Origin of the sequence: Acinetobacter sp. YH12255, assembly GCF_013417355.1 — a bacterium.
Classification (GTDB): Bacteria; Pseudomonadota; Gammaproteobacteria; order Pseudomonadales; family Moraxellaceae; genus Acinetobacter; species Acinetobacter pseudolwoffii.
The window spans coordinates 72,475-91,314 of sequence record NZ_VPEC01000003.1 but is presented as its reverse complement, the minus strand read 5'-3'; the positions used below and the strand labels follow the sequence as shown (position 1 = coordinate 91,314).

Annotated in this window: 17 protein-coding genes, 5 tRNA genes, 1 pseudogene and 1 riboswitch; of the genes and pseudogenes, 14 read left to right on the top strand and 9 right to left on the bottom strand. The window is 45.4% G+C overall.

The genetic code is table 11. The annotated features are described in order from the left end of the window. Nucleotides 1-40: 40 nt before the first annotated feature. Nucleotides 41-173, bottom strand: a riboswitch (TPP riboswitch). A 106-nt stretch (nucleotides 174-279) separates the two neighbouring features. After that, nucleotides 280-1,311 (bottom strand): hypothetical protein, encoded by a 1,032-nt coding sequence (locus FTV30_RS02280; protein WP_180000956.1) that lies wholly within the window; start codon nucleotides 1,309-1,311, stop codon nucleotides 280-282. A 288-nt stretch (nucleotides 1,312-1,599) separates the two neighbouring features. Here FTV30_RS02280 and FTV30_RS02275 point away from each other — a divergent pair, with 288 nt between their 5' ends. Both FTV30_RS02275 and phoU read left to right on the top strand, forming a co-directional pair. Further along, entirely contained in the window at nucleotides 1,600-2,946 is a 1,347-nt protein-coding gene (locus tag FTV30_RS02275; protein WP_180000936.1) for a TolC family outer membrane protein, read from the top strand. A 92-nt stretch (nucleotides 2,947-3,038) separates the two neighbouring features. Then, nucleotides 3,039-3,758 (top strand): phosphate signaling complex protein PhoU, encoded by a 720-nt coding sequence (gene phoU, locus FTV30_RS02270; protein ID WP_005094412.1) that lies wholly within the window; start codon nucleotides 3,039-3,041, stop codon nucleotides 3,756-3,758. A 64-nt stretch (nucleotides 3,759-3,822) separates the two neighbouring features. Here phoU and FTV30_RS02265 read toward each other — a convergent pair whose 3' ends face one another. Continuing rightward, nucleotides 3,823-5,625 carry an ABC transporter ATP-binding protein gene (locus FTV30_RS02265; protein WP_180000935.1) on the bottom strand — a complete coding sequence of 601 codons (1,803 nt, stop codon included), beginning with the start codon at nucleotides 5,623-5,625 and terminating at the stop codon, nucleotides 3,823-3,825. Between the two features lie 150 nt (nucleotides 5,626-5,775). Here FTV30_RS02265 and FTV30_RS02260 point away from each other — a divergent pair, with 150 nt between their 5' ends. Then, nucleotides 5,776-6,396: an alpha-ketoglutarate-dependent dioxygenase AlkB gene (locus FTV30_RS02260; RefSeq protein WP_005094409.1), complete on the top strand. Its 621-nt coding sequence runs from the start codon at nucleotides 5,776-5,778 to the stop codon at nucleotides 6,394-6,396. A gap of 63 nt (nucleotides 6,397-6,459) precedes the next feature. Here the strand turns inward: FTV30_RS02260 and ruvX are convergent, their stop codons facing one another. The 3 genes from ruvX to recN form a co-directional block, all read right to left on the bottom strand. Continuing rightward, nucleotides 6,460-6,903, bottom strand: a complete 444-nt coding sequence (gene ruvX, locus FTV30_RS02255) for a Holliday junction resolvase RuvX (protein WP_005094407.1) — start codon at nucleotides 6,901-6,903, stop codon at nucleotides 6,460-6,462. Then, nucleotides 6,896-7,450, bottom strand: a complete 555-nt coding sequence (locus tag FTV30_RS02250; protein ID WP_005094405.1) for a YqgE/AlgH family protein — start codon at nucleotides 7,448-7,450, stop codon at nucleotides 6,896-6,898. The genes ruvX and FTV30_RS02250 overlap by 8 nt, the downstream gene beginning before the upstream one ends. A gap of 113 nt (nucleotides 7,451-7,563) precedes the next feature. Continuing rightward, a complete protein-coding gene (gene recN / locus FTV30_RS02245) occupies nucleotides 7,564-9,225 on the bottom strand; it encodes a DNA repair protein RecN (RefSeq protein WP_005094403.1) in 1,662 nt (553 codons plus the stop codon). 414 nt (nucleotides 9,226-9,639) lie between these two features. Here recN and FTV30_RS02240 point away from each other — a divergent pair, with 414 nt between their 5' ends. From FTV30_RS02240 to FTV30_RS02230, 3 genes are all read left to right on the top strand, one after another. Continuing rightward, on the top strand, nucleotides 9,640-9,963 hold the full coding sequence (locus FTV30_RS02240; RefSeq protein WP_004281089.1) for a pyrimidine/purine nucleoside phosphorylase: 324 nt from the start codon (nucleotides 9,640-9,642) through the stop codon (nucleotides 9,961-9,963). Nucleotides 9,964-10,099: 136 nt separating this feature from the next. Continuing rightward, on the top strand, nucleotides 10,100-10,849 hold the full coding sequence (gene rlmB, locus FTV30_RS02235; protein ID WP_005168959.1) for a 23S rRNA (guanosine(2251)-2'-O)-methyltransferase RlmB: 750 nt from the start codon (nucleotides 10,100-10,102) through the stop codon (nucleotides 10,847-10,849). Nucleotides 10,850-10,855: 6 nt separating this feature from the next. Next, the gene (locus FTV30_RS02230; protein WP_005094400.1) at nucleotides 10,856-11,779 is read left to right on the top strand and encodes a DMT family transporter; all 924 of its coding nucleotides are present in this window, start codon (nucleotides 10,856-10,858) and stop codon (nucleotides 11,777-11,779) included. Between the two features lie 21 nt (nucleotides 11,780-11,800). On the opposite strand, the gene coaE is transcribed toward FTV30_RS02230, so the two are convergent. The 4 genes and pseudogenes from coaE to pilB all read right to left on the bottom strand — a co-directional run. After that, complete coding sequence (coaE, locus tag FTV30_RS02225) at nucleotides 11,801-12,400, bottom strand: dephospho-CoA kinase (RefSeq protein ID WP_074383651.1); 600 nt, start codon at nucleotides 12,398-12,400, stop codon at nucleotides 11,801-11,803. 1 nt (nucleotide 12,401) lies between these two features. After that, on the bottom strand, nucleotides 12,402-13,262 hold the full coding sequence (locus FTV30_RS02220; RefSeq protein ID WP_074383650.1) for an A24 family peptidase: 861 nt from the start codon (nucleotides 13,260-13,262) through the stop codon (nucleotides 12,402-12,404). Then, the gene (locus tag FTV30_RS02215; RefSeq protein ID WP_180000934.1) at nucleotides 13,262-14,467 is read right to left on the bottom strand and encodes a type II secretion system F family protein; all 1,206 of its coding nucleotides are present in this window, start codon (nucleotides 14,465-14,467) and stop codon (nucleotides 13,262-13,264) included. The genes FTV30_RS02220 and FTV30_RS02215 overlap by 1 nt, the downstream gene beginning before the upstream one ends. Continuing rightward, nucleotides 14,467-15,828 (bottom strand): annotated as a pseudogene (pilB, locus tag FTV30_RS02210) (type IV-A pilus assembly ATPase PilB); the annotation flags it as partial. The pseudogene pilB and the gene FTV30_RS02215, both read right to left, overlap by 1 nt. 277 nt (nucleotides 15,829-16,105) lie before the next feature. Here pilB and tpiA point away from each other — a divergent pair. The 8 genes from tpiA to rimP all read left to right on the top strand — a co-directional run bounded on the left by tpiA (nucleotide 16,106) and on the right by rimP (nucleotide 18,832). Further along, complete coding sequence (gene tpiA / locus FTV30_RS02205; protein WP_005094392.1) at nucleotides 16,106-16,897, top strand: triose-phosphate isomerase; 792 nt, start codon at nucleotides 16,106-16,108, stop codon at nucleotides 16,895-16,897. Nucleotides 16,898-16,910: 13 nt separating this feature from the next. Beyond that, the gene (gene secG, locus FTV30_RS02200; RefSeq protein WP_005094388.1) at nucleotides 16,911-17,240 is read left to right on the top strand and encodes a preprotein translocase subunit SecG; all 330 of its coding nucleotides are present in this window, start codon (nucleotides 16,911-16,913) and stop codon (nucleotides 17,238-17,240) included. Between the two features lie 53 nt (nucleotides 17,241-17,293). Then, nucleotides 17,294-17,378, top strand: a tRNA-Leu gene (locus FTV30_RS02195). Between the two features lie 54 nt (nucleotides 17,379-17,432). Then, nucleotides 17,433-17,509, top strand: a tRNA-Met gene (locus FTV30_RS02190). Between the two features lie 80 nt (nucleotides 17,510-17,589). Continuing rightward, a tRNA-Met gene (locus FTV30_RS02185) sits at nucleotides 17,590-17,666 on the top strand. Nucleotides 17,667-17,734: 68 nt separating this feature from the next. Continuing rightward, nucleotides 17,735-17,811, top strand: a tRNA-Met gene (locus FTV30_RS02180). 196 nt (nucleotides 17,812-18,007) lie between these two features. Beyond that, nucleotides 18,008-18,084 (top strand) — tRNA-Met (locus FTV30_RS02175). Nucleotides 18,085-18,307: 223 nt separating this feature from the next. Further along, entirely contained in the window at nucleotides 18,308-18,832 is a 525-nt protein-coding gene (gene rimP, locus FTV30_RS02170) for a ribosome maturation factor RimP (protein WP_005094386.1), read from the top strand. Nucleotides 18,833-18,840 lie beyond the last annotated feature (8 nt).

Below are 18,840 nucleotides of genomic sequence, written 5' to 3'. Positions count from 1 at the left end.
CGCGGGCAGATTTATCCTGAGCAGATAAAGCAGGGGCTGGGTTTTTAGCTGGCTTGATTCCTACGCAGGTATTAACCTGATCAGGTTCAACGGTACCCATGCTCAATTCCTGATAAAGATAAAAGGAATCACATGATCTCAGCGAGGGATTACTCGCGCTCCGTCAAGCGAGGCTAAAGCTTAGCTCAGTTTATGCCGAATAAACAGGTCTAAATCTCTCAACTTGAGCGATGGTCTCTTCAGGCAGGGGAAGCTGGACTCTGGTCTAAATCGTTCCAGCTAGATACAGAATGCATCCATAAAACAGTCTTTATCATATTTTTGTGAGGGTGGACTGATCTTGGCATAATACAGAATCTGTTCAGCATCCGAACGGTTTCGATAGTCGGCAGGCAAGGCTTGCTGGCGCTGTTGCGGATTCATATCCAGAAACTCCAGAAATTGGCGAGCCTGGGTCGAAAGCGTTGATTTCTGACCGCTGGATAGACCAATAATGGTTTCCAGATGACTGGTATCGACTGCATAACGGTCACGATAATCCTCAGAAATGGGAGATGCTTCGGTGCCTCTAAACAAAAAATAGGTATATTGTTTCAGCAGGTATTCGGCATCCCGCTTATAGCTGCTCTCAGGATAGGTCTTGAGATAATCTTCCCAAAGCAGACTGCGGGCTGCAATGTCAGCTGCTTCAATTTGCAGGCGTTTTTCCACCAGTACCGGCTGCATATTCTGTTCAGCCAGATGTTCAATAAAGGCTTTTTCAGCGTCGGGTAAATAAGGCGCAAAAATGCGGGCCAGATATTCCGGACTACGACGATAATGTAAGTTGCCATCGCCAAGATCCAGCAGTTCGACATAAGCCTGACCTTTGTGTTTTAACAGGTACTGGTCACGTGAGGTGAGCTGCTGAAAATGGGCTTGCTGAATGGTCGGATGCTGGGCCATTTCCAGCGCATACTGTTCAAAGGCGCGTTGCTGGAATTCGGTACGGTCGACGGCTAAAAAGCGCTGATACATTTCAGTAGAACGCAGCATCAGATGCTTCTGCTCCGCCAATTCCATCAGGGGCAGACACACTTTAAGATCCTGATTAACCTGTTCCAGCGCAAAAGTGGTGCGCTGGTCATTAATCTGGGACATATTTTTTTCAATATTCTTGCACATCAGGCTAAAGTCATTGACTGGACTTTGCTTCTGATTGGTCTCAGTCTGTTCAACCTGGATCTGTGGTTCTGACGGCTGCTGACAGCCTGCCAGAAACAGCAGACTGCCGGAAATTAGACAGGCTTTGAATATCGACGGGAATGGCATTAACACTATGTTTCAGGACTCTGTATAGGTGAATTCAGAAAATAACGGCCTTGCTGGGAGATATATTGTATAGATCAAATAAAAATACTATGTTTAGTATTGTGAATTGCTTTGTTACATTGCGGGTATAGATCTTGAAAATTGAATTAATCGTGGATAAAACCCGAGAGTTATATTAAAAAGTTAATAAAAATCATACGCAAAAATGCAAAAAATCTCTTTAGTATGGCTTAGCTTAAAGCGCCAGAATTTTTGATCTGAATGGCTGTTAGGGGTTAACACTATAAAATGAAACTAAAACTCAGTGTCATGGCCGGTTTATTGTGCAGTAGTCCGGCGATTTTTGCCCTGGATTTGCAACAAGCCTATGCGCGCGCCCAGCAAAACGATCCGAACTGGCAAGCGAATCTGTTGCAATATCAGGCCGATCAGCTCAATCTGGGGATTGCTAGCGGAAATTTACTGCCGACCGTGAGCCTTTCAGGAAATATCACCCGTAAAAACCAGTCTGTTGATGCACCTGCCGATCCACAGTTTTCTAATTTCATTACTTCCAGTAATACCACCCGCCAGCTGGCTTTAACTGCACGCCAGCCTTTATTCCGCTGGGATGCCTGGCAAGGCTATAAACAGGTCAAAACTTCGGTCGAACTCAGCGAAGTCAACTTACGTCTGCAAAAACAGCAGCATATTTTACAGGTGGCAGAAGCCTATTTTAATGTCTTGCGTCAGCAGTCTTTGACCACGGCATATTTGCAGGAAGAACAGGCTCTATCTGAGCAGCTGCGCATGATGAATGCCAAACTAAAAGAAGGTCTGGTGGCACGTAGTGAGGTCAGTGAAGCCAATGCCCAGTATCAAAGTGCCCAAGCCAACCGGATTTCGACCCAAGTTCAGCTGGTTCTCGCTCAGGAGCAACTGGCTCAGCTGATCGGGCCTTACCGAGAAAATCTGGCGGTATTACGCAATGACTTCCAGTTTCAGAAACCGATTCCAAGTGACATGCAGTCCTGGACAGATTTGGCACAAAGCCAGAATCTGAACATTCTGCAAGCCCGTCTGCAAAAACGCTATTCTGAAGATGCCAAGCGGGTTGAGCAGGCCGCCCTCTATCCGCAGGTTGAAGCGGTCGGCACCTATGGCTATCTGAAACAGACACCAGAAACGATTATGTCCAGTAATGGTGATTTCGACCAGATTGGGGTGGAAGTCAACTGGAACCTATTTAGTGGTGGCCGTACCCAGAAAAGTATTCGTCAGGCTGGGGTCAATGTACAAAAAAGTGCAGCCCAATTAGACGCTGCGATCCGCAAAGCCAATACCGATGTAAAGCAGTCCTTCATGCAGGTAGAAACCGATCAGGCCAAACTGAATGCGCGTAAAGCAGCGATGGAATCTTCGGAAATAGTTTCACAAGCCTCTAGAGCCCAATATCAGGAGGGCTTAAAGACCATGGTCGATGTGTTGCTGGCCCAGCGCAATGCTTTTTCTGCCAAAACGGATTATCTGAATGCCAAATATGATTATCTGCTGCATGTACTACAGTTACAGGCTTCAGTCGGGCAGCTGACCGAAAAGGAGCTGGCAGAGCTGAATGCCTGGCTGATCGAATATGATTCACCTCAGCCCAGATGACGCTACGATTGTCATCAAACTTTCATCATAAATATGCTTTAATGTGCTTTATTATTGATCATCGCTATATGCCGTTTCAGGAGTAGACTTCCTTGTGTCCAAATAATCCTGTGTTAAGTCATCACATTTCTTCGCAATTTAATGAAGAGTTGCAGGACGTCAATACCAAATTCATGACTATGGGCGGACTGGTGGAACAGCAGGTGGCCAACGCCATTCATGCCTTACTGGATACCGATGTCGCCATGGCGATTGATGTGCAGTTTCAGGACAATGTTGTCAATCAGATGGAAAGAGACATTGATGAAGCACTGACCCTGATTCTGGCACGCCGGCATCCTGCTGCGATTGATTTACGGATGGTGCTTGCCATGTCCAAGGCCAATACCGATCTTGAGCGTATTGGTGATGAAGCGTCTAAAATAGGCCGGATTGCACAAAGCCTGAGCGAAGAGGGTAGCTCGCCGCGCGGTTATATGGAAACCCGGCATATTGGCAACCAGGTTCGGGTGATGATTCATGATGCACTGGATGCTTTTGCACGTCTGGATGTAGATCAGGCCTTGAAAGTGATGTTGGCAGATGCGGATATCGACCGTGAATACCAGTCAGCAACGCGTACTCTCATGACCTATATGATTGAAGATCCGCGACATATTAGTCGTGTTATCAATGTGCTATGGGTGCTTCGTTCACTCGAAAGAATTGGCGACCATGCCCGGAATATTTCTGAACAGGTGATCTATATGGTCAAAGGTTTTGACGTACGTCATACCAGCGTCGAAGAAATTGAGCAAAAAGTTCAGCGTTAAAAACAATTATCTCTCAATAAAAGACCTCCTGCTCGGAGGTTTTTTTATTGGCTTGGAAGAAGCCCTAACCATGGGTTTCTTCCTCGGCATCATCCTCAAAAGTCTTGGCGATTTTTTCAATATTCAGGCTCTTGGCCATGGCATCAAAAATTTCCTTATACACGCCTTGCTGATGATAAAGCTGAGCGTGCTCACCATGTTCGGCAATCCTTCCCTCTTTCATCACATAGGTATAATCCGCGTCAATAATTTGCGACAGGCTATGTGAAATGATGATCACGGTACGGCCTTGCTTGATTTGATCCAGACTTTGCTTGATCTGTTCGGTGGCGATGGCATCCAGGCTCGCCGTCGGTTCATCCAGAAAAATAATCGGTGGGTTTTTCAGGAACATCCGCGCCAAGGCAATGCGTTGCTGCTGTCCGCCAGACAGCATGAGGGCATCACTATCATAGCCATCCGGTAACTGTAAAATCTGCGCATGAATCGAGGCTTTTTCTGCCGCCTCAATGATATCGTCCATCGAAGCTGTAGTTTTGCCATAACGGATATTCTCAAAAATGGTGCCTTGGAAAATATGATTTTTCTGCAACACCAGACCAATATGATCGCGTAGATATTGGGTGTCATAGTCTTTCAGGTCAATGCCATCCAGTTTAATCTGGCCTTGTTGCGGCTCATAAAATTTATCCAGCAAGCTGATCAGGGTGGATTTTCCCGCACCGGATAAGCCGACCAAAGCCGTGATCTTATTCGGACGAATTTCCATCTCAATATCTTTCAGGGCATGATGGCCATTCGGATAATAAAAATTCACCCCAGTCAGTTCAAATTTACCAGTCACTTGCGGTTTTTGTTGACCACTTTGTTCAATTTCCTGATCCGCTTCCAGAATCTTAAAGAAGCTTTCTGAATAGATCATGGCATCATTCACTTCATCATAAATCCGGTGCAGTGAGCGAATCGGGGCGGAGACATTATTAAACAGCAGCACATGAAACATGATCATGCCGATACTCATCTGGCCATCCAGCACAAAATAAGAGGTCAGAATAATAATCAGCACAATGCCGATCTGTTCAAGGAACGTTTTCATACCATCAAACAGGAAACTGGTCTGACGGGTTTTCATCTGGTTGTCGGTCAGTTCGCGTTGCAATCCTAGCTGCTTTTCCGATTCAATCACTTCCCGGTTAAAGGATTTGATCACGGTAATTGAATTAATAATACTGAGAATACCTTGACTCTTTTTCTCGCGGCCATCTCTTAAACTGCGGCGCCAACCACCGAGCTTTTGTGCCTGTTTATAGGTCAGCCAGAAATAGATTGGGACAATGGCGGTGGCCACCAGACCGACATACATATTGGCATAGTACATCAGGCCCAAAGCCACAATCGCACTGGTAAATAACGGTAAAATATCAATAAAAAAGATCTGTACCAGACGGGTCAGTGAGCCGATACCACGATCAATACGGGTCTGTAATTTTCCGGCCTGATTATTTTCCTGATTAAAAAATTCCAGACGATATTTTAAGAATTTTTCAATAATTCCTTGGGCCAGATCCTGAGAAACAAAAATCCGTAGCTTTTCTCCATAAAACTTCTGGCCGAACTGGACAAAGGCATTGATAATCTCTTTGCCGAGCAAGATCGCTGAAATCGTAATCAGAATATGCCAGCCTTGCTCCAGTCCCTGACCTTGTTCCAGCAGCGCATTGATACTATCGACTGCATATTGCAGGGTCAGTGCGTTGACCTGTGCGGTAAAGGAACCGATCAGGGTCAAAATCAGCGTGGCAATGACCAGTACCCGATAGGGCTGAACAAAAGGACGAAGTTTCTGAAACAGCTGCCATAAGTTCATAAAGGATTATTTTTATTGTGAAAGTTAAATTCAGTTTAGGCAGGAACAGGACAAGTCACAAGAGCAAATCTTGTAGTCATTTGTGAAATACGATTGTACTTTTTCAAAGTCAATGTCAGTATTTTCAGTAAGATACTCGGTCTAATTGAGATGACTTTAGATTTATTTGCGCTCCAACCTGAAACGAATATCTTACCCTTTGATGGGGTGGTGGAGGACTATGGTCTGATTCTGGATCAGGCACAAAGCCAGCAGTATTTGCAGTATTTTCTGAGCCAGTTGGCCTGGCAACATGATGAAGTACGGTTGTTCGGCAAGCACTATGTCACAGCACGCAAGGTGGTCTGGTATGGCGATGCGCACTATCAATATCGCTATTCGGGGACGCTCAAGCAAGCTCAGTTGTGGACCCCGGGATTATTGCGTTTAAAGCAGCATATTGAACAGCTGGTGGGTCATCCCTTTAATTCCTGTCTGGCCAATTTATATGAAGATGGTTCACAAGGCTTGGGCTGGCATAGCGATGATGAGCCTGCCTTATATACAGGAAGTTCTCGGGAAAATGTCATTGCTTCTCTGAGTCTGGGCGCGATCCGTAAAATGAGTTTTAAACATAAAACTCACGGGGATAAAGTCGAGTTACTGTTACACAGTGGCCAACTGATTGTAATGCGCGGCCAGACCCAGCAGTACTGGAAACACAGCATTGGTAAAAGTAGCAAAGTTTTGACACCCAGAATTAATCTGACCTTTCGTTATTTTTATCCTTAAATCATGTTTTTAGGCATAAAAAAGCATCCCAAAGGATGCTGATTTTAAAATTTCATCAGCAGTTTAAGGGGTGATTCCGGCAGGATGGCGATACCAACTTTCAATCAATAAGGCTGCGGCGATACTATCAGCAGAAAGTTTCTTGCCGCGACCTTGCGCCTGATAATGATCCAGCTCATCGCGTGCTTCACGGGTGGTCAGACGCTCATCCACCATCAAGGTTGCAATATTGGTCTGGTGCCGTAAACGGCGCGCAAATTTACGTGCCCGTGTCGAAAGCTCCGATTCACTATCATCCATATTCAGTGGCAAACCGACCAGAAATAGATTCGGTTGATGGCTTTTTACTATTTTGAGCAGTTCATCCCAGTTCGGAATACCATCTTTCATGGGAAATAAAGGTAGGGGACTGGCACTTGCAATCAGGGATTGTCCAACAGACATTCCCATTTTTTGTGTACCAAAATCAAACGCCATAATGGTTTGTGGCGTGTTTACATCAGGCATGTCCAATCTCGGAAGACAACCAGTTGCGGTCGACGCCCATCTTTTTATAGGCAGCATCCCAACGGTCGTTATAAGGTAAGTTAAAAATCAGATCCATATCAGAATCACAAATCAGCCAGTCACCACGGGCAATTTCCTGTTCTAGCTGGTGTTTGCCCCAACTGGCATAGCCGAGTGCGATCTGATAGCGACCCACACCTTCATTATGCGCAATTGCATCCAGAATATCTTTGGAGGTGGTGATACAGACATTTTCGCCCACTGCAATAGAGGAATGCCAGGTCGGCTGACCGGTATGCAGCACAAAGCCGGCCTCAGGGCGTAAAGGGCCACCTTGCAAGACTTCATGCGGATTGACATTGTCTGCTTCAATATCAAGATCATTCAGCAATTCTTTAATTTGAATACCGGCAGGGCGATTGATGATGATGCCTTGTGCACCATCTTCATCATGGCGAGCCAGATAGATCACCGTCTGGGCAAAAAAATCATCATCCGCATGTGGCGGCGCAATCAGACAACGATGTGTCAGAAACTGTTTGGTCACCTGAGCAGTTCTCCTTAAAATCAATTTCTTCGCAAAGAAATCGTATGATCCTAACCGCTACGTTACTCGAGCTTTATGGATTTACCAACTTTTATTTGTCTGGATTGTGATATTTAAACCTGCTGAAATTTCAACTGACGTAACTGACGGGCATGTTGTAAAGTCGTTTCACTGATTTCAACACCACCGGTCATGCGCGCGAGTTCATCAATACGTGCATCTTCTTGCAAACTCAGAATGGTGCTGCTGGCCGGGTCGGTTTGCTGCTTTTTCACGAGTAAATGCTGATCGGATTGTGCGGCCACTTGTGCCTGATGGGTAATACACAGAATCTGCACATGTTGGGCCAAACCTGCCAATAAACGCCCGACAATCTCTGCTGTACCGCCACTGATCCCGACATCAATTTCGTCAAAGACCAGTACTTCGGCTTCGGTTTTTTCTGCATTCATGACCTGCATCACCAGTGCAATACGCGACAGCTCACCACCTGATGCCACGCGAGCTAAGGGTTGTGCCGGAATGCCTTTATTGGCAGTAAATAGGAGTTGAATAAAGCTGAGGCCTTCACTCGATGGCTGTTCCAAAGCTTCAAACTTAAACTCGAAATGGGCTTCTGGTAGTGCCAGTTGTTTAACCTGTTCTGTGAGCTGCTTGGCCAGAGGTGCTGCGGCTTCACGGCGAATCTGTTCCAGATGTTGGGCTTTCTCCAGAAAATCCTGATAAGAGACTGCAACCTGTTCAGCCAGTGTTTCCGGGTCTTCCAGTTGATGCAGCTGTTCTAATTCGGTTTGCCAGGTTTCATATTCTGCCTTGAGCAATTCCGGTTGAGTACGATATTTACGAGCCAGACGGTGGAAAACCTCTAAAGTTGAATTCAGTTCTTCCATGCGTTCCGGGTCAAAACTCTGACGATCCATAAACTGACGTAAATTCGCCGCAGCATCTTCAAGTTCGCTTTGTGCATTTAATAAGGAATTATAAATTCCGGAAAGCTGCTCACTACGACCGGCATGCGATTCGACCCGACGCATAATTGATGCGAGTTCCTGGGTCATGTTCTGTTCAGCCTCATCGAGTACATTCAGGCTATAGACACAATCCTGCATGATCGCTTCATGATGGGAAAGCCGGTCAAATTCCTGCTCAATCTCCTGATAATCAGTCTGAACGATGTCTTCCAGTTCTTCCAGTTGCAGCTCAAGGGTTTCGATACGCTGTTTACGGGTGGCTTGTGCATCCAGTGCTGCCTGATGCTGGCGGATATTTTTCTGCCAGGTACTGTAAGCATCCCGTACCGCTTGCGCCGGCGCATAAAAATGATAATAACGATCCAGCCAATGCTTCGGATAAGGGGGTTCGAGTAGTTGTTGCTGACTGTGCTGGCTATAGAGTTGAACCAGTAAACGTCCAATTTCTTTTAGTTCGGACAGGCTGCTCGGTCGTCCATTGATCCAGGCTTTGCTGCGACCGGTGGCAAAAATTACCCGGCGTAAATGGATTTCACCTGATTCATCATCCAGCTCATGTTCTTTTAACCACGCGGCTTCAGGACTATGTTCCTGATAGCTAAAGCTTGCAGTCACATCGGCTTTTTCGGAACCATAACGCACATAATTGGTATCGGTTCGCTCACCCAGACAGGCAGACAAGGCATCTAACAAGAGGGATTTACCTGCACCGGTTTCACCGGTTAAAACGTTAAAACCTTTATCAATATCAATAGCAAGGTGCTCAGCTAAAGCAAAATTGATTAGAGTTAAATGTGTCAGCATAAACGCATCCGGGCTGCGAAAAGTTTGAGTGAAATAGCCTGATGTTGGATTGGGGTCACAACACGGCTGTGATTATAAATCAGGATGAATCAATTTCATTCTATCTTAAATTTTAGCGATTCATATATGCTTATTTCACTGTATTTTCGAAAGAAGCTGACTCAAAAGCCGGCAAATTCACTGCTTGTTTTCATAGTTTTGACATTGTCAAAGTTTAAGCTAGAAACCAAATCTGGCGGGCTGAATATACCATCAAGCCAGTAAACAAGCGGCCAGAATACCCCTTTCGCAACAGGCATTCAGGCGAGATAGAATATTTCACCGCTGCCGACAAACTTCGATTGATTAGTTGAGAGTGCACATTTAAACTACAGCAATCAAAATATTACAAAATGCTTTATCTGGAGAAATCGCATGTCAGCTCAGTTTGATCATGTATCTGTACTTAAAAAATCAAATGTATATTTCGGCGGTTTATGTATCAGCCATATTGTTCAATTTGAAGATGGCACCAAAAAGACTTTGGGGGTCATTTTACCATCAGAAAATGCCTTAACCTTTGAAACGCATGTGCCTGAGCGCATGGAAATTGTTTCAGGTGAATGTCGTGTTCAGATCGGAGATAGCGAAGAAAGTGAGCTGTTCCGTGCAGGCCAGTCCTTCTATGTGCCGGGTAATAGCCGTTTTAAAATCGAAACCGATGATGTGCTGGACTATGTCTGCCATTTTGAAGGTTAAGTACAGCGCAAGATCAGTGCAAACCGGGCAAGAAATTTCAGTGCGAATCGGTTAAACTAATCATTCTATAGAAATCCTGTGAAGTCAGCTTTACGGGATTTTTCTTTTATATATAAATTTAATTTAGAGGTCGTTCATGGCAAAACCTGAATATTTTTATGGCGTACATTCAGTGGAGTCATTGTTAGAGCTTGAGCCTGAACGTGTCTTGACATTATTCACTCTCAAAGGACGCGATGATCAGCGTTTAAAACGTGTACTGGAACTGGCTGAACCGTTTGGCATCAGTGTGCAGCAAGCCAGCCGTGACAAACTGGAAAAATTGGCCGGTCAACCCTTTCATCAGGGTGTTGTAGCAGCCGTTCGTGCCCATCCGGTCTTGAATGAAAAAGATCTTGAGACATTATTGAGCGCAAATCCGCAAGCCTTGTTATTGGCCCTTGATCATATTACCGATCCACACAACCTCGGAGCATGTGTGCGTACCGCCGCTGCGATGGGTGTTGAGGCGGTGATTGCACCACGTGATCGTTCTGCAAGCTTGACTCCGACTGCACGTAAAGTGGCTGCCGGTGGTGCTGACAAAGTCAAATTTATTCAGGTGACTAATCTGGCGCGTACCTTGGGGCAAATCAAAGAAGACTTTAATGTGCGAGTCGTCGGTACCATGCTGGATGAAAAAGCGCTGCCGATTCAGGAGTTTGATTTCACCGGTACTGGTGTCTGTGTGGTGATGGGTGCGGAAGATACCGGTCTACGTCCAATTACACAAAGCCAATGCGATCAGACGGTGTATATCCCGATGGCGGGTAATCTGCAAAGCCTGAATGTCAGTGTTGCAACAGGTATGGCACTGTATGAAGCTTGCCGCCAGCGTAACCTGTAATTGATGATGGCATTGTCAGATCGTACACAGGGCTATGTCTTTCTACTGACGACTATGTGTATCTGGGGCGGTTTTACTTTAACCGCCCGTCTGAATGCGCTTTGGAACATCAGTGCCTGGGATATCGTGGCTCTGCGGTTTTCTCTGGCTTTTCTGATTCTGATGCCGATCTTGCTCTATCGCAAGGAGGCGGCTTTTTTACTGAAAAAAGAACCCTTTATTCTGGCCATGATTGGCGGAGTAATTTACTGTCTGTTTGCCTATAGCGCCTTTCATTATGCGCCTACCGCCCATGCCGCGATTTTCTTGAATGGCTGTATTCCGATTTGTACTGCCATCATGGCTTTTTTCCTGATGGGGCAGGCTTTTGATAAGCATACCTGGGCCAGCCTGATTATTATGATTGCGGTGCTCTGTATCATGAGTCTGTTGATGTATCAGGAAACCGGAGTGGCATTCGGGGCAGGGGATGGGCTATTTTTTATCAGTGCAATACTCTGGGCAATTTTTACCGTGTTATTGCGGAAATATCAGTTAACTGCATGGCAGGCAATGAGCGGTGTCGCGATCTGGTCAGCAGTGGTTTACGTACCTGTTTATCTGCTGTTTTTACCCAAAAATTTGAGTGTGCCAGAACCCCAGCACTTATTGTTTCAAACCATCTTTCATGGGGTTTTTGTGGTAATTATTGCCACTTTAAGCTATGTCGAAGCAATCAAGCGTCTCGGTGCATTTAAAGCCGGTAGCATTACCAATCTTGCACCATTTATTGCTGCGATTCTGGCGGTGCCTTTATTAAATGAAGCGCTGAGCCTGGCGATGATCTGTGGCTTGGTGGGGATGGCAATTGGGGCCTTACAGCCTTGGCGCTGGATTGGCCGTAAAGATAGTTTAGAAGCACAACTTGCAGCACAGAAAAAGCAGTCTTAATCGGACTGCTTTTTTTATACCTCAGGCAGCTGCCATGTTTAAATATTTTTCATGCAATGGGCGGAGATGGGCATAAAGATGATCCAGATGACCATCATTCAGCACAATATCATCAGCCATGGCCTGTTTCTGTTCACGTGACATTTGTGCGGCAATAATGTTTCGGATTTGCTCAATATTTTGACCATCACGTTGTGAGGCACGTTCAATTTGCAATTCGATTGTGGCATCAATCAGTAAGCGATGCTGAGTGAGCTCATGTTGATTGGTCTCAAACAGGAGCGGTGAAACCAGAATGGCATAGGAACTTTGCGCAGCATCTAACTGCTGAATAATCGAAGTGCGAATTGCTGGATGAGTAATATTTTCCAGGGTTTTACGTGCTTCAGGAGACTGGAAAATATATTCGCGCAAGGCACGACGATTCAGTGAACCATCTTCAAGCAGTACCCAATCCCCAAAAGCCTGCTGAATCTGGGCGAGTGCAGGCTGGCCAATCTCGACCACTTCACGCGCCACCACATCGGCATCCACAACGACAATGCCTTGTGCTTCAAACCATTGACTGGCCGCAGACTTGCCACTACCAATCCCGCCGGTTAATCCGAGTATAAATTTCACTTTATTGACCTAAATACACTTTCATAATCTGCTCGCCCCACAGAAAAGCAATCCAGCCGGCAATCGCGATATAGGGACCAAAGGCAAAAGGCTGATTTTCCTTACGGACTTTCAGCAGGATAATCCCGATAATCGCACCCACTAAAGAAGAAAGGAGCACAATTAATGGTAATAGCAAAGGCCCCATCCAGGCACCCAAGGCGGCAAGCAATTTAAAATCGCCATAGCCCATACCTTCCTTGCCAGTGACAATTTTAAAGACATAATACACCACCCACAAACACAGGAAGCCAATGATATAGCCCCAGATGGCAGAACTCGGTGAGGTATAGAGGGCATAACTATTGACGCCCAGACCCAGCGCGGCCAGGGGTAGGGTATAACGGTCCGGCAATAACTGGGTGTCAAAATCAATAAAGGTCAGTGCAATTAAGACATAAGTCAGAATCAGGCCAAATAACATCTGGACAGTCGGACCAAAAACAGCCACCACCATCAGCGCACAGGCCGCGGTCAGAAGCTCAATAAATGGATAGCGGATACTGATGGGATTTTGACAGTTGCCGCACTTGCCGCGCAAGACCAGCCAGCTGATGACGGGAATATTCTGGTACCAGCGGATTGGCTGATGACATTTGGGGCAAGTCGAATCGGGTTTGCTTAAACTTAATTTGGTCTCATCAATAATTGGCTGTTCCGGATGCAGGAACATTTGGCAATCGGTACGCCATTCCTGCTCCATCATTTTGGGAGTGCGATAAATCACCACATTTAAGAAACTACCAATGCAGAGACTAAAAAGCCCAACTGCGCTATACAGCGCTGTTGGGTTTTGAATGAAATATTGAATAAGATCTTGCATTAAACCACAGAACCCACTTGGAAGATTGGAAGGTACATGGCAATCACCAGACCACCGACAAGTACACCGAGAACAGCCATGATCAAGGGCTCCATCATGGAAGTGAGACCGTCTACGGCATTGTCGACTTCATTTTCATAATGGGTAGCAACTTTATCCGGCATGGCATCTAACGCACCGGATTCCTCACCAATGGCGACCATTTGCACGGCCATAGATGGAAACTTGTTGGTCACCCGCATGGCAAACTGTAATTGCTGACCAGTGGCAACATCTTCGCGGATTTTCATGACGGCATCTTCATACACCACGTTATTGGTTGCGCCAGCAGTGGATTCCAGTGCATCAATCAAGGGTACACCGGCTGCAAAAGTGGTGGCCAAGGTACGGCTATAACGGGCAATAATCGCTTTATACACCAGATCACCGAAAATCGGTGCTTTAAGTGCTGCTTTATCCAGAAAATCGCGGAATTTTTTATTGCGTTTTTTTGCTTCCAGAAAAGCCGTAATGATGGCCCCAATGGCAATAATGAGCAGGAACCAATATTTTTGCATCCATTCCGACATATTGACTACCATTTTGGTAAAAGCCGGTAAGTCAGCACCAAATGAAGAGAATAAATCCTGGAAAACCGGGACCACTTTTACCATTAGAATAATCGTGACAATCAGCGCGACCACGACCACCGCAGCCGGGTACTTCATGGCTTTTTTAATTTTTTGCTTGAGCAGTTCACTTTTTTCCTTGTAGATCGCAACCCGATCCAGCATGGTTTCTAGCGCACCGGATTGTTCACCCGATTCGACCAGTAAACAAAATAGTTTATCGAAGTATTGCGGGTATTTACGCAGTGCACCGGCAAAGGTATTACCACCTTCCACCTCACCTTTAATCCCCAGAACGACTTCACGCATGGCTGGATTCTCCAGACCCTCTGCAACAATTTCAAAGCCTTGTACTAAAGGTACACCGGCTTTCATCATGGTCGCGAGCTGTCGAGTAAAAATCGTAATATCCAGTGTGCTGACACGTTTTTTCATTAAGCCTTCGAGAATGTTTTTTTTCTTTTCCCGAATGGTCTTGATGCTGATGCCCTGTTTTCTGAGCGTCACTTTGGCCAGTGCCATGTTGCGCGCCGGCAATTCCCCCTTGATCTTTGCCCCTTTACGATCAATTCCTTCATAGCTGAAGATCGGCATCATCGTGCAATAACCAGATTCACTGAAGTGGCAATATTAAAAGACGGCACGCCCATATTGCGTAAACGGGTCAGGGTCTCAGGCGCACTGTTGGTATGCAGCGTTGACATCACCATATGACCGGTCTGTGCCGCTTTAATGGCAATTTCTGCAGTTTCCAGATCCCGGATCTCACCGACCATCACGATATCTGGATCTTGGCGTAAGAATGACTTCAAGGCAGCAGAGAAGGTCAGGCCGACTTTATTGTTGACGTTGACCTGGTTAATTCCTTGCAGGTTGATCTCGACCGGATCTTCCGCGGTGGAAATATTGGTATCTTCACGATTCAGGATGTTCAAACCGGTATAAAGTGAAACCGTTTTACCAGAACCCGTTGGCCCGGTAATCAGCAGCATGCCTTGCGGTTTATCCAGCGCCTGCATAAACAGTTCTTTTTGTTCCGGTTCATAACCGAGTGCATCGATCCCCAGCATCGCGCTAGATGGATCTAGAATACGCAGTACCAGTTTTTCGCCAAACAGGGTCGGTAATGAGTTGACACGGAAATCAATGGCTTTGTTCTTTGAGAGTTTCAGCTTGATACGGCCATCCTGAGGAACACGTTTTTCAGAAATGTCCATTTGCGACATGACTTTTAAACGTGAAGACAGGCGGGTTGCCAACTGCAGCGGCGGTGTTGCAATTTGGCGTAATACCCCATCGACCCGATAACGAACCCGGTAGATTTTTTCATAAGGTTCAAAATGCAGATCCGAAGCACCCATACGAATCGCATCGATTAATAATTTATTGATATATTTGACAATCGGTGCTTCTTCTTCACCTTTGTCTTTTTCATCTTCTTCTTTACTCGGATCAGATGAATCGAAATCTACATCCAGATCAAAGTCTTCATCAAACTCAAAAGTGCTTTCTTCGGTAAAATTCTGCTCGATCAGTTTTACCAGTTTATTGTGTTCAACAATAATGGTTTCAATATTGAGCTTGGTTGAAAAGCGAACGGCATCAATCGCTTCAATATTGGTCGGATTACTAATGGCAATATATAAAATACTGGAATTTTTAAAAATTGGCAGGATGCGATGCTTGGTAATCAGCTTCTTATCAATGATATCCCGCAAAATTTGCGCAGGGTCATAGGCACTGATATCAAACAGCGGCTCACCAAATTCGACTGAAATCGTTTCAGCAATAACGGTTGGGGAGAGCTGTTGCTGGTTAATCAGCTCCGCCACAATATCTATTTTTTCTTGCTTGGCATGTGCCAAAGCACTGCGCATATCTTCAGCCGAGATGACGCCTTCCTCGACCAAACGACGAATAAATCCGGTAAATCTTGGCGCCCCCTGTAATGCTGTCATGCTATAAATGCCTATAAATCAAATTTTTTTAATTGCTATATTAAAATTATACGTTTGTTACGTAAAAATACCATAGCTAAGAGTGCTGCTACCTTCCTCATATCCAGTAAAACTTTGAACTGGTTAGAAGAAGTTCCCATTTTTTTAAGTGATAACAAAAAACAACCATTTTGAATAGTCTAAACCTAGAATAAGTGATAAGAAAACTATTCTTTAAATTTTCCAATTCCGTGTAGAATGTGCCCAATTCGAAATATGTAAATAAAATAGGTTAATTATGTCAGTTTCGACGATTACCCCTTGGGTAATAGGTAACTGGAAAATGAATCCGCTGCAGGCAGATGCATTAACACTGGTGCACGGTATTAAAAATTTACTGGAAACTGCACCAATCGCCGCAGATAAATGTCATATCGGTGTAGCCCCGATTGCTCTTGCCCTGACCCAGATTCAGGCGGAACTGTCATCTGCGACTCGTCCTGTTTACACTGTAGCACAAGATGTTTCACGTATTTCAGGAACGGGTGCTTATACCGGTGAAGTGAGCGCTGAATTATTGCAAGACAGCCAGATTCATTATGTACTGATTGGTCATTCTGAGCGTCGTGAAGTTTTCGCAGAAAACGCAGAAGTTCTGAATGCCAAAATCAAGCATGCATTAACTGCCGGTTTAACGGTGATTTACTGCGTGGGTGAAAGCCTGGAACAACGTGAAGCAGGGCAGGCTGAAGCGGTCGTATTGCAACAGATTTGTGATATTGCAGCGGTAGTGGACGCTGAGCAATGGAAAAATATCGTGATTGCTTATGAGCCGATCTGGGCAATTGGTACCGGTAAAACCGCCTCTCCTGAAGATGCACAAGCCATGCATGCACAAATCCGTCAAGGTTTGAGCCAGATCACCGGCTATGGTGCAACCATGGCGATTTTATATGGTGGTAGTGTCAAGCCGGAAAATGCAGTAGAGTTAGCAGCCTGCCCGGATATCAATGGAGCACTGGTCGGTGGTGCATCACTCAATGCTGAGTCGTTCCATAAAATTGCTCACGCATTTGCAAATACACAATAATTAGGAGTTCAGCATGCAAACTTTTGTGCTGGTAGTACATATTATCTTAGCTGTTTTGATGATTGTCTTGATTTTGGTTCAGCATGGTAAAGGTGCAGATGCTGGTGCCTCTTTCGGTGGCGGTGGTGCGGCGACAGTATTCGGGGCATCGGGTTCCGGCAATTTTATGACCCGTTTGACTGCCATTTTAACGGCGCTATTTTTTGTGACCAGTTTGACTCTGGCTGTTTTGGCCAAGAAAGACAGCACAAATGCCTATAGTTTGGGAACGGTTCAATCTGCGCCGACCATGCCTGTGCAATCGAATGAAACTTCACCAACTGCACCAGAAACGACCGAATAGTTTTAATTAGTCCTTTCTTTTTTCCAGTGATGCGACTAGAATGCGTCACAGCTGCGGTGGTGGTGGAATTGGTAGACACGCTACCTTGAGGTGGTAGTGCTTTCGGGCGTGGGGGTTCAAGTCCCCCCTTCCGCACCAACTTATAATCCAGAAATTTAAGTTGGTGTATGCAGCTGAAAAAACTTCTGTTGATGCGGGATGGAGCAGTCTGGTAGCTCGTCGGGCTCATAACCCGAAGGTCGTTGGTTCAAATCCAGCTCCCGCTACCAATCAATCCTTTTTAAAGACGCAAACTTTTAAGAGGCAGTTTAATAAGTTATTAAGCTGAGAAATATAATTTGCATGTTGTTGCGGGATGGAGCAGTCTGGTAGCTCGTCGGGCTCATAACCCGAAGGTCGTTGGTTCAAATCCAGCTCCCGCTACCAATCTTTTAAAGATGCAAACTTTAAAAGCAGTTTAAGTTTTTTTAAGCTGAATGTTATTTGTACGCTGATGCGGGATGGAGCAGTCTGGTAGCTCGTCGGGCTCATAACCCGAAGGTCGTTGGTTCAAATCCAGCTCCCGCTACCATTTAAATGGTTTGGTAAACGTTATTTATGGATTTAGTTGATTGCTTGTCGGGCTCAACTCTCTATAAACTGGCGAAGGTTGTTGGTTTACATCCAGCACCCACTACCATTTTTTCAGTCACAGATGACAAATATGCAGAATGATGCAGTTTTGATTGAAAAGCTCTCATCTTTTGTATATAATTTTTGCACGTTGATGCGGGATGGAGCAGTCTGGTAGCTCGTCGGGCTCATAACCCGAAGGTCGTTGGTTCAAATCCAGCTCCCGCTACCAAGTTTCTAAAAAGAGGCTCACAACAAGGTGGGCCTTTTTGCACAGTGGGATTTGAAAAAAAATCGCTATTGTGCTTAATTGGGGCGATTTACGCCCTTTTTTATTGGCTATCGTGTAGTGTCGACATTATTTGGTCACGTCTCCATGTTTCACTACTACTATAGTTTGTATTGGTTTGTAGTGGTCAAATAGATCATAAAATCGCACCAGATGACGAGAGTAAATGAAGCTATCAAATAAAACTCAAGCACTTCAGGACTTGATTGCACCGGCAGTTGAAGCCTGTAATGTAAACCTTTGGGGGATTGAGTTCCTGCCACAGGGTAAACGTTCGTTATTACGTATCTACATCGACAAACCGGTCGATGCAAGCGCTGAACCGGCCGTTAATGAAGACGGTGAAGAGGAACAGGGGCGTGGTATTGGTGTTCAGGATTGTGTGCGTGTAACGCAGCAAGTCGGCGCCATGCTGGATGTTCATGATCCGATCTCGGGTGAATATTCACTTGAAGTGTCTTCTCCAGGCTGGGATCGTCCATTCTTCCAGCTCGAACAGATGTCAGGCTATATTGGTCATAGCGTAGCATTACGTCTGATTAGTGCAGTAGATAACCGTCGTAAATTCCAGGCCAAACTGGTTGCAGTCGACCTAGACAATGAAATGATTCAAGTTGAAGTAGAAAAGCAACAGGTATTGGAGATCGACAGTCACAATATCGATAAAGCAAATTTGGTCTTCCAAGATTAATTGAATAA

Bases quoted from the DNA above. Each gene is read 5' to 3' on its own strand.
- recN (WP_005094403.1), bottom strand. From the start codon at position 9,225: ATGCTGACACATTTAACTCTAATCAATTTTGCTTTAGCTGAGCACCTT.
- FTV30_RS02215 (WP_180000934.1), bottom strand. From the start codon at position 14,467: ATGATGCCGATCTTCAGCTATGAAGGAATTGATCGTAAAGGGGCAAAG.
- FTV30_RS02260 (WP_005094409.1), top strand. From the start codon at position 5,776: ATGACTTTAGATTTATTTGCGCTCCAACCTGAAACGAATATCTTACCC.
- FTV30_RS02230 (WP_005094400.1), top strand. From the start codon at position 10,856: ATGGCATTGTCAGATCGTACACAGGGCTATGTCTTTCTACTGACGACT.
- FTV30_RS02275 (WP_180000936.1), top strand. From the start codon at position 1,600: ATGAAACTAAAACTCAGTGTCATGGCCGGTTTATTGTGCAGTAGTCCG.
- ruvX (WP_005094407.1), bottom strand. From the start codon at position 6,903: ATGCCTGATGTAAACACGCCACAAACCATTATGGCGTTTGATTTTGGT.
- FTV30_RS02280 (WP_180000956.1), bottom strand. From the start codon at position 1,311: ATGCCATTCCCGTCGATATTCAAAGCCTGTCTAATTTCCGGCAGTCTG.
- rlmB (WP_005168959.1), top strand. From the start codon at position 10,100: ATGGCAAAACCTGAATATTTTTATGGCGTACATTCAGTGGAGTCATTG.
- tpiA (WP_005094392.1), top strand. From the start codon at position 16,106: ATGTCAGTTTCGACGATTACCCCTTGGGTAATAGGTAACTGGAAAATG.
- FTV30_RS02220 (WP_074383650.1), bottom strand. From the start codon at position 13,262: ATGCAAGATCTTATTCAATATTTCATTCAAAACCCAACAGCGCTGTAT.
- FTV30_RS02265 (WP_180000935.1), bottom strand. From the start codon at position 5,625: ATGAACTTATGGCAGCTGTTTCAGAAACTTCGTCCTTTTGTTCAGCCC.
- rimP (WP_005094386.1), top strand. From the start codon at position 18,308: ATGAAGCTATCAAATAAAACTCAAGCACTTCAGGACTTGATTGCACCG.
- FTV30_RS02240 (WP_004281089.1), top strand. From the start codon at position 9,640: ATGTCAGCTCAGTTTGATCATGTATCTGTACTTAAAAAATCAAATGTA.
- secG (WP_005094388.1), top strand. From the start codon at position 16,911: ATGCAAACTTTTGTGCTGGTAGTACATATTATCTTAGCTGTTTTGATG.